This is a genomic window from Nocardia sp. XZ_19_385 (genome assembly GCF_015355755.1).
In the GTDB taxonomy this organism is placed as follows: domain Bacteria; phylum Actinomycetota; class Actinomycetes; order Mycobacteriales; family Mycobacteriaceae; genus Nocardia.
The window spans coordinates 255881-270264 of the sequence record NZ_JACVEE010000003.1; the positions used below are offsets into that span (position 1 = coordinate 255881).

General features: G+C 67.4%; 12 protein-coding genes and 1 pseudogene. 7 read left to right on the forward strand and 6 right to left on the reverse strand.

The window, feature by feature from the left end; all coding sequences use genetic code 11:
* The first annotated feature begins 17 nt into the window (after positions 1-17).
* The 4 genes from glpK (at position 18) to ald (ending at position 5432) form a co-directional block, all read left to right on the forward strand.
* Positions 18-1535: a glycerol kinase GlpK gene (glpK, locus tag IBX22_RS24810; RefSeq protein WP_194818111.1), complete on the forward strand. Its 1518-nt coding sequence runs from the start codon at positions 18-20 to the stop codon at positions 1533-1535.
* Positions 1536-1569: 34 nt separating this feature from the next.
* Positions 1570-3321 carry a glycerol-3-phosphate dehydrogenase/oxidase gene (locus IBX22_RS24815; protein WP_194818112.1) on the forward strand — a complete coding sequence of 584 codons (1752 nt, stop codon included), beginning with the start codon at positions 1570-1572 and terminating at the stop codon, positions 3319-3321.
* 128 nt (positions 3322-3449) lie between these two features.
* The gene (locus IBX22_RS24820) at positions 3450-4049 is read left to right on the forward strand and encodes a hypothetical protein (RefSeq protein WP_194818113.1); all 600 of its coding nucleotides are present in this window, start codon (positions 3450-3452) and stop codon (positions 4047-4049) included.
* 273 nt (positions 4050-4322) lie between these two features.
* Positions 4323-5432, forward strand: a complete 1110-nt coding sequence (gene ald / locus IBX22_RS24825; RefSeq protein ID WP_194818114.1) for an alanine dehydrogenase — start codon at positions 4323-4325, stop codon at positions 5430-5432.
* A 60-nt stretch (positions 5433-5492) separates the two neighbouring features.
* Here ald and IBX22_RS24830 read toward each other — a convergent pair whose 3' ends face one another.
* Positions 5493-6002 carry an Lrp/AsnC family transcriptional regulator gene (locus tag IBX22_RS24830; protein WP_309234827.1) on the reverse strand — a complete coding sequence of 170 codons (510 nt, stop codon included), beginning with the start codon at positions 6000-6002 and terminating at the stop codon, positions 5493-5495.
* A 358-nt stretch (positions 6003-6360) separates the two neighbouring features.
* On the opposite strand from IBX22_RS24830, the gene IBX22_RS24835 reads away from it, so the two are divergent.
* Positions 6361-7296 carry an EamA family transporter gene (locus IBX22_RS24835; RefSeq protein ID WP_309234780.1) on the forward strand — a complete coding sequence of 312 codons (936 nt, stop codon included), beginning with the start codon at positions 6361-6363 and terminating at the stop codon, positions 7294-7296.
* Here the strand turns inward: IBX22_RS24835 and IBX22_RS24840 are convergent.
* The 3 genes from IBX22_RS24840 to pruA all read right to left on the reverse strand — a co-directional run bounded on the left by IBX22_RS24840 (position 7271) and on the right by pruA (position 11444).
* Positions 7271-8716, reverse strand: a complete 1446-nt coding sequence (locus IBX22_RS24840) for an amino acid permease (RefSeq protein WP_194818115.1) — start codon at positions 8714-8716, stop codon at positions 7271-7273. The two genes, IBX22_RS24835 and IBX22_RS24840, sit on opposite strands and share 26 nt — an antisense overlap.
* A gap of 80 nt (positions 8717-8796) precedes the next feature.
* On the reverse strand, positions 8797-9807 hold the full coding sequence (locus tag IBX22_RS24845) for a proline dehydrogenase family protein (RefSeq protein WP_228539397.1): 1011 nt from the start codon (positions 9805-9807) through the stop codon (positions 8797-8799).
* Entirely contained in the window at positions 9807-11444 is a 1638-nt protein-coding gene (pruA, locus tag IBX22_RS24850) for an L-glutamate gamma-semialdehyde dehydrogenase (protein ID WP_194818117.1), read from the reverse strand. Before pruA ends, IBX22_RS24845 begins: the two co-directional genes overlap by 1 nt.
* 151 nt (positions 11445-11595) lie before the next feature.
* On the opposite strand from pruA, the pseudogene IBX22_RS24855 reads away from it, so the two are divergent.
* A pseudogene (locus tag IBX22_RS24855) lies at positions 11596-12846 on the forward strand (PucR family transcriptional regulator); the annotation flags it as partial.
* An 81-nt stretch (positions 12847-12927) separates the two neighbouring features.
* Positions 12928-13368: a pyridoxamine 5'-phosphate oxidase family protein gene (locus IBX22_RS24860; protein ID WP_194818119.1), complete on the forward strand. Its 441-nt coding sequence runs from the start codon at positions 12928-12930 to the stop codon at positions 13366-13368.
* On the opposite strand, the gene IBX22_RS24865 is transcribed toward IBX22_RS24860, so the two are convergent.
* Both IBX22_RS24865 and IBX22_RS24870 read right to left on the reverse strand, forming a co-directional pair.
* Complete coding sequence (locus tag IBX22_RS24865) at positions 13369-14082, reverse strand: uracil-DNA glycosylase (protein ID WP_194818120.1); 714 nt, start codon at positions 14080-14082, stop codon at positions 13369-13371.
* Between the two features lie 8 nt (positions 14083-14090).
* Positions 14091-14378 carry a hypothetical protein gene (locus IBX22_RS24870; RefSeq protein WP_194818121.1) on the reverse strand — a complete coding sequence of 96 codons (288 nt, stop codon included), beginning with the start codon at positions 14376-14378 and terminating at the stop codon, positions 14091-14093.
* Between the last annotated feature and the right edge of the window lie 6 nt (positions 14379-14384).

The window sequence follows — 14384 nt, forward strand, 5'->3', positions numbered from 1 at the left end:
GGACAACGGAGAATGTGATGCCTGACCTCATTGGAGCGGTCGATCAGGGCACCACCAGCACGCGCTTCATGGTCTTCGACCGCGCGGGCACGGTGGTCGCGCACCACCAGCTCGAACACGAGCAGATCCTGCCGCGCCCCGGCTGGGTGGAACACAACCCGGTCGAGATCTGGGAACGCACCTCCGCCGTCATTCAAACCGCGCTGAACTCGAACGGCCTGTCCGGCGCCGATCTGGCCGCGCTCGGCGTCACCAATCAGCGTGAGACCACCGTCGTCTGGGACCGCCACACCGGCCGTCCGTACTACAACGCCATCGTCTGGCAGGACACCCGCACCGACCGGATCGCCGCCGACCTGGACACCTCCGATGCCGGTCGGCTCATCCGCCACCGCGCGGGCCTGCCGCCCGCCACCTACTTCTCCGGCGGCAAGATCCGCTGGATCCTCGACCATGTCGAGGGTGCGCGCGCCGCCGCCGAACGCGGCGACGCCCTGTTCGGCACCATCGACACCTGGCTGCTGTGGAACCTGACCGGCGGGGTGCGCGGGGGTGTGCACGTCACCGACGTCACCAATGCCAGCCGGACCATGCTGATGGACCTGGAAACGCTGGACTGGGACGACGAACTGCTGGCGCTGTTCGACGTGCCGCGCGCGATGTTGCCCGTCATCCGGCCGTCTTCGGATCCCACCCTCTACGGCCACACCACCGCGTGCGGGCCGTTGGGCGCTGCGGTGCCGGTCGCGGCGGCCGTCGGCGATCAGCAGGCGGCGATGATCGGCCAGGTCTGCCTGAAGGCGGGCGAAGCCAAGAACACCTACGGCACCGGCAACTTCCTGCTGATGAATACCGGTGCGGCGCTGGTGCGTTCGGACAACGGCCTGCTCACCACCGTGTGCTATCAGTTCGGCGACCAGCAGCCGGTGTACGCGCTGGAAGGATCCATCGCCGTCACCGGATCCGCCGTGCAGTGGTTGCGGGATCAGCTCGGCATCATCCAGGGCGCGTCCCAGAGCGAAACGCTCGCAAGCGAAGTCGAAGATAACGGTGGCGTGTACTTCGTGCCCGCCTTCTCCGGACTCTTCGCCCCGCACTGGCGTTCGGATGCCCGCGGCGCGATCGTCGGGCTCACCCGCTACGCCACCAACGCCCACATCGCGCGCGCCACCCTCGAAGCCATCTGTTACCAGACCCGCGATGTCGTCGACGCGATGTTCAAGGATTCCGGTGTGCCACTGGAGGTTCTGAAGGTCGACGGCGGCGTCACCGCCAACAGCCTCTGCATGCAGATCCAAGCCGACGTGCTCGGCGTCGAGGTGAGCCGGCCGATGGTGTCGGAAACCACCGCTCTCGGCGCGGCCTATGCGGCGGGACTGGCTGTCGGATTCTGGGCCGGCCCAGAGGATTTGCGCCAGAACTGGCAGGAGCGCACCCGCTGGCATCCGCAATGGACCGACGAGCAGCGCGTCGCCGGATACGAGGGCTGGGGCAGAGCCGTCGGCCGCACCCTGGACTGGATCCCCACCAACTAGAAAGCCCGTGTCAACCGTGAAGAAGGAATTCGAAATGCGTTCTCTGACAGCACCTGTCGCGATGAGCCCCGAGGCCCGGCAGCACGCGCTCGACACCATGGCCGGTACCGAACTCGACGTGCTGGTGATCGGCGCCGGCGTGGTCGGCGCGGGCGCCGCCCTCGACGCCGTCACCCGCGGCCTCACCGTCGGTCTGGTCGAAGCCCGTGACTATGCCTCCGGAACCTCCAGCCGCTCTTCGAAACTCGTCCATGGCGGCCTGCGCTACCTCAAGCAGCTCAACTTCCGTCTCGTCTTCGAGGCGCTGCGCGAACGCAAGCTGATCCTGGAAACCCTTGCGCCGCACCTGGCCAAGCCCGTCGAGTTCATCTACCCGCTCGAGACGCCGGTCATCGACCGCGCCTGGGTCGGCACCGGCGTCGGCGTCTACGACGTGCTGGGTGCGGGGCGCGGGGTGCCCTCGCACTTCCGCCATCTGGGCAAGAAGAAGACCATGCAGCGTTTCCCCGGCGCCAAGCGCGGCACGGTACGCGGCGGCGTCAGCTTCTACGAAGGCCAGCTCGACGACGCTCGCCACACCATGATGCTCTCGCGCACCGCCGCCTCACACGGCGCGCTGGTCGCCTCCAGCACCCGTGTCGTCGACTTCGTGCGTGAAGACGGCCGCGTGGTCGGCGCCCTCGTGCAGGACCTGGAGTCCGGCCGCAAGTTCGAGGTCCGCGCCAAGCGCGTCGTCAACGCCGCCGGCGCGTGGACCGACGAGCTCCAGGAAATGCTGGGCGGCGCAAGCCAATTCAAAATCAAGGCCTCCAAGGGCGTGCACATCGTGGTGCCCCGCGACCGCATCGACTCCGAAACCGGCCTGATCACCGAAACCGAGAAGAGCCTGCTGTTCGTCATCCCCTGCCCGTGGAGCGACGACCACTGGGTCATCGGCACCACCGACACCGGCTGGGACCACGACCTCGCCCACCCCGCCGCTACCCGCGCCGACATCGATTACATTCTGGCGCAGGTGAACCGGCTCCTGGAAACCCCCATCGTTCACGACGACATCGTCGGCGTCTACGCCGGCCTGCGGCCCCTGCTCGCCGCCGGTGACTCCAACCAAACCGCGAAGCTCTCCCGCGAGCACGCCGTCGTCCGCCCGGTTCCCGGCCTCGTCATCATCGCCGGCGGCAAATACACCACCTACCGCGTAATGGCCAAGGACGCCATCGATCTCGCCGTCGCCGACCTCCCCGGTCGCGTCGCCAAATCCTGCACCGAACGCGTCCCCCTGGTCGGCGCCCACCAGTACCGCGAACTGTCCCTGTCCCGCGCCCGCCTCGCTGAGGTCTTCGACGTAGACATGGAAACGATCGACCACCTCCTCGGCCGCTACGGCAGCGCCGTCACCGAACTCCGCGAGCTCATCGACAGCACCCCCGAACTCGCTGCCCGCCTCGGCAACTCGCGCTACCTCAAAGCCGAAATCGTCTACGCGGTAACCCACGAGGGCGCCCTCCACCTCGACGACATCCTCGCCCGCCGCACCCGCCTCTCGGTCGAAACAAGCGCCCGCGGCGTGGACATCGCCCCCGAGGTAGCGATGCTGGTCGCCCCGTACCTCGGCTGGGACGAGGACCGCATCGCCCGCGAAATCAAGATCTACCGCCTCCGCGTCGAAGCCGAACTGGCCTCCAACATGCAGCCCACCGACGCAGAAGCCGACGCCATCCGCGTCTCCGCCCCGGACTCCCGCGAATCCTTCGGCTTCCCCTTAGGAGAGTCGGTCTCGGCCTAACTCCCACAACAACATTCGGGCCCTCGGACAGTCGTCCGGGGGCCCGATTGCGTCCGCCGAGCGGCACACGGCTGAGGCAACGTGGAACAGCCGGAGGTAGGCGGCGAGGAGTTGAGCACCCAGCGTCTGTGCTGGAGGCGTTCTGCAAGGACGTGCCGGTGATTGCGCCGGGGATGAATAGCCCTGCCGTGGCGGGCCCTGGTCGGTGGCAGGAGGATTGGGCGGTGGACGAGGTGAGGGACGCTGCCGACAGGTTCGGGCGTGGGGAAGTGGCGCGGGCGGAGTTGCCGATGATTGCGGCTCACGCGCTGGCGCGGGGCGTGGATTCGCCGGCGCTGTGCGAGCTTGCGGGATTGCATCGCGACGACAGTGATGAGGCGGGGGAGTTGTTTCGAACTGCGTTGATCGAGTTGGGGATGTTGGAGGCGACCGACGACGATTGGCCAGGTAGTTCGACAGTTGTATTGGTGCGCCGGGTGCGGTACTTGGCGGAGAAGTTGGTGGCGGGTGACGGATGTCCGGCGTGCCACAGCGGACCCCTCACCGCGTCGTTGATCGAACTCGGCTACATCGGAGAGCCTTGGGACTCGGTCCTGAACGGTCTGATCCACGACCTCGAGCACTCGGTCGTCTTCTGGGACGAGTACCCGGACGACCGGGAGGCTTTGGCTGTCCGAATGCGCGAGGCCGCGGCGAACCTGCTCGACGGGCCACTGCGCGATCTCTGATAGGCCGATACTCACCCTGACGGGTGGCGCGGCCTCCCTGGCCGTCGCGATTCGGCGACCGATTGACCACCGCTGCGAGCATGCATGGCCGCCGAAGATGTTTCGTATGCCACACTCGCTCACCGGCGCATTCCGTTGATCACAATCACAGAATGGGATGATTGAGAATTATCTTCATCGATATAGATCTGATCTCGCAGAATGTTCACACTCATTAGTGAAGCGCCCGGCTGTTCCCGGGCTGTCCAAATCCGCTGAGTGTCAGGAGTCGCAGTGAAGATCGGAGTGCCTCGCGAGGTCAAGAATCACGAGTATCGGGTGGCGTGTACGCCCGCGGGGGTGCGGGAGCTCGTCGCGCGGGGGCATGAGGTGGTTGTCGAGGCGGGGGCCGGGGTGGGGTCCGGGTTCGAGGATGCGGCGTATTCGTATGTGGGGGCGCGGGTTCTCGCAACGGCCGATGAGGTGTGGGGGAGTTCCGACCTGGTGCTGAAGGTGAAAGAGCCGGTGGCGCAGGAGTATTCGCGGATGCGGGAAGGGCAGGTGCTGTTCACGTACCTGCATCTTGCGGCGTCGAAGGAGTGCACGGATGCGCTGCTGGCGTCGGGGATCACTTCCATCGCGTACGAGACGGTCACCGCTCGGGACGGGTCGCTGCCGTTGCTGGCGCCGATGAGTGAGGTGGCGGGGCGGTTGGCGCCGCAGGCGGGCGCGTATCACCTGATGCGAAGTGAAGGTGGGCGTGGCGTGCTGATGGGCGGGGTGCCGGGGGTGCGGCCGGCGAAGGTTGTCGTGCTCGGGGCCGGGGTGGCGGGGCGCAATGCGATCGCCGTCGCGCTGGGAATGCACGCGGAGGTGACCGCGCTGGATGTGAATATCGCGCGGTTGCGGGAGATCGATGAGCAGTATCGCGGGCATGTGCGGACGATCGCGTCCAACGTGCAGGAGGTCGAGACCACGGTGCGGGAAGCCGATCTGGTGATCGGCGCGGTGCTGGTGCCCGGAGCGAAAGCGCCCACGCTGGTGCCGAATGAGCTTGTGGCGCAGATGAAGCCGGGCTCGGTGCTGGTCGACATCGCGATCGATCAGGGCGGATGCTTCGCGGATTCGCGGCCGACCACACACGCCGAGCCGACCTATCAGGTGCACAACTCGGTGTTCTACTGCGTCGCGAATATGCCTGGGGCGGTGCCGAATACGTCGACGGTGGCATTGACCAACGCCACGCTGCCGTACGTGCTGGAGCTTGCCGACAAGGGCTGGCGGCAAGCGGTGGCGTCGGACGCCGGTCTCGCCGCGGGCCTGAGCACGCACGCGGGCAAACTCCTGGCGGAGTCGGTCGCGACCGCCCACGGCTACCCGGTCGGCAGCCTGGTCGCCGCCTGACCACACCACGTTGGCCGCGTCGCACAGGTGGCAACCTGTGCGACGCCGCGAGTGCCGGAGTCAGTGCTGGGCGAGGGTGGTGCGGGGGCGCAGGTGTTCGAAGATCAGGATGGTCTCGGTCGAGGAGACCGCGGGATGCGCGCTCAGGTGCTCCAGCACGAAGCCCCGCAGCTCCTCGGTGTCGGCGGTCGCGACGTGGATCAGATAGTCGTCGCCACCGGCGATGAAGTACACGTTCAACACTTCTTGCAGGACCGAGAGCTGCTGCCCGAACTCCGCCAGGTGCTTACGCGAATTACTGTGCAGCCGAACGGAAATCATCGCCTGCAAGCCCCGGCCGAGGGCTCCGGGGTCGATTTCGGCGTGAAATCCGCGGATGACTCCACGTTCGACGAGCGAACGCACCCGCCCGAGGCAGGTGGACGGCGCGATCCCGGCCGCCGCGGCCAGCGCATTGTTGGTCATGCGCCCGTCGCGCGCGAGATGGTCGAGCAGCACCCGGTCGATGTCGTCGATCGGGACCGGGGTGCGGGGGCGGCTCGGCGCGGGCGGTAACCCCGCCGCCGACACTGCGCCGCGCCGCCGCTCGGTTCTGCCATGTTCGCTCACAGAGGTCACGCTACCGAAAATGATTCGCCAGGATGCGGAGACTTCGAATCATAATTCGCGGATCTGGCCTGTATCGATAGATATGCGCTATGAGCCGCCTGACTATTGCTGCGACACCCGGCGGGCCGCGCGTTAGTATCGACGGCGTGGACACCACTTATTGGCACGCTGTTACGCCGCCCCCGGTCATCTGACCGGGCGCACTTCCGCGTAGATCCGACTTCCAGCTCGCGGGCTGACCGATAGGTCGCCGAGCTGTCGTTCGTGCGCCCGTTTCGAACCCCATCCTCTTAGGTTTCGAGAACGGAAGTTCACGACTGTGTCCAATGACGTCTTCTCCATCTCTACTGAAACATCTGCCCGGTTCGGCGGCTCCGTGCCGATTCTCGCCGCGTCGGTGCTGTGGGGCACCACCGGCACGGCCAGCTCGATGGCGCCGGCCGGTGCTCCCGCCGTGTCGATCGGGTCGGCGGGCCTGGTCCTCGGCGGGGCCATGCTGTTCCTGGCCGGATATTGGAAACCGCTGCGGGAGAACGCAGTAGCGGCTCGCAGCTACACTCGCCGGGAATGGCGGCTGCTCCTTCTCGGTGCGGTGGCCGTGGCGGGCTATCCGGTCACCTTTTATCCCGCGGTGGCGCGCACCGGGGTCGCGGTCGCGACAGTGGTGGCGTTGTGCAGCGCACCGGTTTTCGCGGGTGCGCTGGCGTGGGCGGCCGGGCGGTCGAGGCCGAGCCCATGGTGGGTCATCGCCACCTCGGTGGCGGTATTCGGTTGCGTGGCGCTGGTGTTGGGTCCGCAGCTGACCGGCGGCGGCGCCTCGGTCGACCTGCTCGGTCTCAGTCTGGCCGCGACCGGCGGGTTCGCCTATGCCGTGTACTCCCTCGTCGGCGGTGAACTCATCACCCGCGGTCATCGTTCCGGATCGGTGATCGGCGTGATGTTCGGCGCCGCAGGACTTTTCGTCCTGCCTGTGGTGCTGTGCACCGACACCAGCTGGCTCACCACCGGACGCGGAATGGCGGTGACCGTGCACCTCGCGGTGTTCACCACCTTCCTCGCCTACCGCCTCTTCGGTTACGGCCTGCGCCACACCACCGTCGCGGTCGCGACCACGCTGACGCTCGCCGAGCCCGCCGTTGCGGCGGTACTCGGCGTCACGGTCGTCGGAGAACGCCTGCCGTTCGTATCGTGGTGCGGCTTAGCGGTTCTCGCGTCGGGGCTGGTACTGCTCAGTCTTTCACCAAAGGCCCGGTAGCCGCGGCGGGGCCTGTCTGCTCGAGTTTGGAATGGGTGCGGGAGTACCCGATGTAGATCACCAGTCCGACGACCAGCCAGGCCCCGAACCGCAGCCAGGTCTCCCACGGCAGCGACAGCATCAGCCACACCGAGGCGATCACGCCGATGATCGGAATCACCGGCATGAAGGGCAGCTTGAACGTACGGTCCGCGTCGGGGCGGGTGTAGCGCAGCACGATCACCGCGATGCAGACCACCACGAACGCCATCAGGATGCCGATGTTGGTGAGTTCGGCGACGGTGTTGATCGGCAACAGACCGGCCAGGATCGCCGACCCGATACCTACGATCCAGGTGACCCGGGTCGGAACCTTGCGCACCGGATGGGTTTTCGCGAACCACTCCGGCAGCAAGCCGTCGCGGCTCATCGCGAACCACACGCGGGTGACGCCGAGCATGAAGGTCAGCACCACGGTGATGATGCCGACGATGGCGCCGATCGCGATGATGTTGGCGACGCCGGGCATCCCGACCGCCTTGAAGGCGCTGGAGAAGCCGCTCTCCGGGTCGATCTCGGTGTACTTCTGCATGCCGGTGAGCACCAGCGTGGCCAGCACGTACAGCACCATCGCGATGGCCAGGGAGTAGATGATCGCCTTCGGCAGATGCTTGCGGCCGTCGACGGACTCCTCGGCCGCCGTACTCATCGCGTCGTAACCGAAGACCGCGAAGAAAACGGTTGCGGCGCCGGTGAATACGGCGGCGGTGCCGAACGGGAAGTACGGGCTGTAGTTGGAGCTGTCGATGTGGAAGACGCCGAGCACGACGATCAGCAGCACCAAGGCCACCTTGAGGCCGACGGCCACCGTCTCGAACCGCCCGACGCTGCGGATACCGCGCGAGAGCAGCCACGCGGTGCCCAGGCAGAACAGCACCGCGAACACGTCGACCACGCGCCCGTCCTCGGTGCCGTAGGCGCCCAGCATCCAAGTGGGCAGGTCGATGTCGACCTGTTCGAGCAGGAACTTGAAGTACCCGGAGACGCCGATCGCGACCACCGCCGCCACCGCCACGTACTCCAGCAGCAGGTCCCAGCCGATGAACCAGCCGCCGAGCTCACCGAGCGCCACATACCCGTAGGTGTAGGCCGACCCGGCCTTGGGGATCATGCCCGCGAACTCGGCGTATGACAGCGCGGCTGCGGCACTGGCGACGCCGGCGATCAGGAACGAGATCAGCACCGCGGGCCCGGTCACCGAATGCGCGACCGACCCGGCGAGTGCGAAGATGCCCGCGCCGATGATGCCGCCGACACCGATCGCCGTGAGCTGCCACAGGCCGAGGTGCTTGGCCAGGCGCTCGTCAGTCGGGATCTCGTCCTCGACCTCCTGGAGGGGTTTGCGGCGCAGCATCTGACGGCGCATATCGGCGTTGAACATGCGATTCCTTTCCATCGCTGCCCCCGCTCGGCCCAGGGGTACAGGGCCGAGGGGGCGCAGACCAGCACTGTGAGCTGGGTTCAGCTAAACCGACCGGCGGGTGTGGCGGGCGGAGAATCGGCGAAATTGCCGGGGGTGAGGGCGCGCAGGAAGAACACCAGGTTGGCCGGGCGCTCGGCCAGCCTGCGCATGAAGTACCCGTACCACTGGTCGCCATAGGGCAGGTAGACCCGCAACCGGTGACCGGCCTTGCCCAGTCGCCGCTGTTCGGAATCGCGGATCCCGTAGAGCATCTGGAACTCGAAATCCCCGGTGCTACGGCTGTTTTCACGCGCGTACTGCTGAGCGGCGTCGATCATGCGGGGATCGTGGGTGGCGACCATGGGATAACCCGTACCCGCCATCAGGATCCGCAAACACCGCAGATACGACTCGTCGACCTCCGCGCGGCGCTGGTAGGCGACGTCGGCCGGTTCGCGATATGCGCCCTTGCACAAGCGGATTCGGGAATCGGCGAGCTCCCGGCAGTCCGCCTCGGTGCGCTTCAGATAGGCCTGCAGCACCGTGCCCAGATCCGGGAAATCACCGCGCAGTTCCCGGACGATCGACAGGGTCGAATCGGTGGTGGTGTGGTCCTCGGCGTCGATGGTGACCGTGGCCCCGACAGCCTTTGCCGCTGAACAGATTTCCCGCGCGTGTTCGAGGGCGATCCGATGCCCGTCGCGGGGCAGGGCTTGTCCGAGGGCCGACAGTTTGAGCGAAACCTCCAAGGGGCCCGCGGGCGCCACGGCGGTCTGGTCGCCGCTGAACGTCCCTTGCAGGTGCGCCAGCGCCGACAGCAGCTTCAGGTAGTGCTCGACGGTGGCACGTGCCCGCCCGACGTCGGTGGTGTCCTCGCCGAGGTAGTCGATGCTGATCCGGCGGCCGGACTCCAGCAGCGGCGTGGCGGCGGCGATCGCCCGGTCCTCGGTGTCGCCCGCGACGAACCGGTCGACCAGCCGCCGCGTCGAGGACATCCGGCGGACCGTTCGTTCCAGCCGCGGCGAGCGCGCGGCAGCCAGCATGGCGGGTCGCAGCAGTCCGTTCGCCATCACTGTTCCTGATGCGGGTAGCGGTGCTCGGTCGCCGGCACGAACGTCTCCTTGATGGTCCGCGCCGACGTCCAGCGCAGCAGGTTCATCGGCGACCCGGCCTTGTCGTTGGTGCCCGAGGCCCGCGAACCGCCGAACGGCTGCTGACCGACCACAGCGCCGGTCGGCTTGTCGTTGATATAGAAATTGCCTGCGGCGAAACGCAATGCTTCGGTGGCGCGGGCGACGGCGCCGCGATCGTCGGCGACGATCGATCCGGTGAGCCCATAGCTCGCGCCACGATCGACGAGATCCAGTGCGGCGTCGAATGATCCGGCCGCCGAGTCGTCGTAGACGTGCACCGCCAGGATCGGCCCGAAGTACTCGGTGCGGAACGCCTCGTCCGCGGGATCGTCGCCGAGCAGGACGGTCGGTTCGACGAAGTAGCCGACGCTGTCATCGGCCTTCCCGCCGACCGCGATGGTCAGTCCCGCCGTCGCTTTGGCGCGCTCCAGTGCGTCGGCATTGCGGTCGAACGCACGCCGATCGATCAGCGCCCCACCGAAATTGGAGAAATCGGTGACATCGCCGTACTTCAGCTCGGCGACCTTCTCGACCAAGTCGGTGCCCATCTTCGCCCACACCGATTTCGGGATGAAGGCGCGCGAAGCCGCCGAGCACTTCTGGCCCTGATAGTCGAAAGCGCCCCGAATCAGCGCGGTGGTCAGCACGTCCGGGTCCGCCGAGCTGTGCGCGATCACGAAGTCCTTGCCGCCGGTCTCACCGACCAGGCGCGGATAAGACTGGTACTCAGCGATATTCGCCGCCACCGAACGCCACAGATGCTGGAACGTCTTGGTGGAGCCGGTGAAATGCACACCCGCCAGCCGCGGATCGGCGAGCACCACATCGGAAACCTTCGGCCCCGCACCGTGGACCAGGTTGATCACCCCGGGCGGCAGGCCCGCCGCCTCCAGCAGCCGCATCGTCCAATACGCCGCAACCGACTGTGTCAGTGCGGGTTTCCAGATGACGGTGTTACCCATCAACGCCGGAGCGGTGGGTAGATTGGCGGCGATCGCGGTGAAGTTGAATGGCGTGACCGCGTAGACGAACCCTTCCAACGGCCGATAGTCGAGCCTGTTCCACACGCCGGGTACCGAAATCGGCTGCTGCGCCAGGATTTCCCGCGCGAACTGTACGTTGAACCGCCAGAAGTCCACCAGCTCACACGGCGCATCGATCTCGGCCTGATAGGCCGTCTTGGACTGCCCGAGCATGGTGGCGGCGGCGATGGTTTCCCGCCACGGCCCGGCCAGCAGATCCGCGGCGCGCAGGAAGATCGCGGCGCGATCCTCGAAAGACAACGCGCGCCAACCGGGCGCCGCCGCGGTCGCCGCGTCCACCGCGGCCCGCACATCCCGGGCCTTGGCCGCGGTGACGGTGCCCAGCACCGCCGCATGCCGATGCGGTTGCACCACATCGATCACCGGCCCCTCGGTGCGCCGATGCACACCGCCGATGACATTGTTCACCTCGGTGCGTTCGGCACCGAGTTCGTCGAGTTTCGCTTGCAGTCTGGCCCGTTCGGGGCTGCCCGGAGCGAAAGTTCCCACCGGCTCGTTGGCGGGCGGGGGAGTGGTCGCGATGGCGTCCATGCTGAATCTCCTCGAGAGCGTAGCTCCTGGATAGCGCGGTAGCACTGGAGGCGAGTCAACTCCGCGAAACGCTGCGAAGGATCGGCCGATCGGACAAAGATGGGATGTCTGGATTGTCCGATCGGCTGAAGGTTGCTCTGCCATGCGTGTTCTGCTCGACGGTGAAACCGACCTGTTCGGGCTGGCCCAGCTGGTGGCGCAGAACGCGGGCGGGATGGTCTCCATCGAGGACCCCGAATCCCATGTCCTGGCCTATTCGGCCTCCGACGAAGCCGCCGACCCGATGCGCATCCAATCGATCCTGGGCCGCGAGGGACCGCGCGACTACCTGCGGATGCTGCGCGAATGGGGCGTGTTCGACCGGCTGTACCGCACCGACGAGGTCATCGATGTGCCCGCCCATCCGGAGCTGAACATCAGGCGGCGCCTGGTCATCAGCATCCGGCAGCCCTCGGTGACACCGGATGTCGCGCCACGGCTGCTCGGATCGATCTGGCTCCAGCAAGGGGACGAACCGTTCGAACCGGGAGCGCCGGACGTGCTGCGCGGCGCGTCCGCCATAGCCGCACGGATCATTTCGCGCATCCTCGACGCACCCTCCACCGAAGCGCTGATGGTGCAGCGATTATTCGGCGTCCGCGGCGAAGGCGTCGATATCCCCTCTGTCGCAAGCGCATTGAACATCCCGGCGAATGGGCCCGCGGCTGTGCTCGGCTTCACTTCGACGCTGGGGCGCAATGGTTCGCCGGAAGTACAGCCCGACCGCGATGCCGGTGGCGTGCTCTCCGACGGTGTGGCGGGCCTGATCCGGCTGCACGCCAGCGCCTTCCGCCGGGATGCCGTGACGATGGCGCACGGGACTCGAATCTATGTGCTGCTGCCGGGGTTTCGATCCGAACGGGCGGTGACGGGCTGGGCTCGGCAGTTGGTCGAGCGGTTCGACAGCGCCAAGGCGATCGCGCTGCACGCGGCGATCGCGATTCCGGTCGCCGACCTCGCGGCAGTGGCCGGTGCGCGCCGCGAGGTGGACCGTGTCCTCGACAGCCCCGCGGAGTCCTTTCCGCAAGGCCGCGTAACCACCCTGGCGGAGTCGCGAACCGCGGTGCTGCTGGGCGAGATACTCGATCTCCTGCGCGCCCGCCCGGACCTGCGCGACCCGCGCCTGACGGCGCTCTTCGACTACGACCGTGACCATTCCGCGAACCTCCGCGAGAGCGTGGAGGTCTATCTACGCGAACACGGCGAGGTCCGGGGCGCGGCCCACGCATTGCGGGTGCACCCGAATACGTTGCGGTACCGGATCCGTCGCGCCGAGCACCTCACCGGAATGAACCTGACCGACCCGGCCGACCGGCTCCTGCTGGAAGTACAACTCGCGCTGTGCCGGGGCGAAACCGGCTGAACAGCCCGGACGAGCGGGGGCCGGCTGTCCACCGAGGCGGCGCTGGCCATGACGCGGCGCGAACCCTGGCATCCTGTTTTCATGGCGACATGGCAGGAGTTCGCGGGCGAGGCACCCGAGTTGGCCGCGCAGGTGAGGTCCCGGTTCGAGGCTCACAAGACTCATGTGCTGGCTACGTTGCGCCGGGACGGTGCTCCCCGGGTGAGTGGATCGGAGGTCGAGTTCATCGTGCCCGATCTGATGTTCGGCTCCATGCCCGCCGCGATGAAGGCAGCCGACCTGCGGCGCGACGGGAGGTGCGCGATCCACGCCCACCCCGGCGACGGTGACGCCAAGGTCATGGGTGTCGCGGTCGAGATCACCGGCCCCGCGAAGGCGGCCTTCGGTTCGCCGCCGGGTGTGCACGACTTCCGGCTCGACCTCACCGATGTGGTGCTCACCTCCGTCGACGCGGCGGCCGAGCTGCTCGTCATCCAGCACTGGCGTCCCGGCAGCGGTGTGGCGGTCACTCGGCGACGCTGATCAGTCGGCCAGGCCTGCGGCTGATTTCGCCTGGGACAGAACGGCTTCCAGCATCGCGGGGGTGAGCAGGCCGGTGGAGGTGTTGCGTTGGCTGACGTGATAGCAACCGAGTACGTGCAATGGTGCACGATCGGATGCCTTGGGGGACAACGTGATCTGTACACCATGGCCGAACTTGGGGCGTGGGCGTGGAATCGCCCAGCCGGCACCGTCGAGCACGGGCAGCAGCGCCTGCCAGCCGAACCCGCCGAGTACCACGATCGCTCGCACTGTGGGGGCGAGCAGGTCCAGTGCGGTTTCCAGCCAATGGCGGCAGCGGTCGCGCTCCTCGGGTAGTGGTTTGTTGTCCGGCGGCGCGCAGTGCACAGGTGCGGTGACGCGGGTGCCGACGAGTTGGAGACCGTCGTCGCGATGCACAGCGGTCGGCTGATTCGCCAGACCCACCGCGTACATGGCGGCATACAGGACATCACCACTGCGATCACCGGTGAACATCCGACCGGTCCGGTTCCCGCCGTGCGCGGCCGGCGCCAACCCGACGATCAACAGCCGCGCGTCGTCCGGTCCGAACCCGGGAACCGGTCGCCCCCAATAGGGTTCGTCCCGGAAGGCGGCCCGTTTCTCCCGCGCGACCTGCTCCCGCCAGGCCACCAGCCGCGGGCAGGCGCGGCAGTCGGAGACAGCTGCATCCAGTTCACTGATGGATCGGCACATCCCCCGACTCAACCACGGGTGGGTGCCTCGGCGGTTTCGGCGCGCAGGTCCGCGTCCAATCGCGCGCGAACCGCGGCCGCGAATGCCTCGTCGTCGGCGGCGGTGAAGAGTTGCGCCAGGAGCGGCCGGGGAAGTCGGCGGATGTTGTCATTGATCCACGTGCCCGAGGGCACGTACGCCAACGCCCGCAGGATCGCGGCGAGGCTCGCGCCGTCCGCGGCCAGCGCGGTGACGAGATCGGTGAAGGTGGCGGGTCCTGGTTCCCCGACCGGCCGGTGCGTCAACTTCATCGGCATCGATCG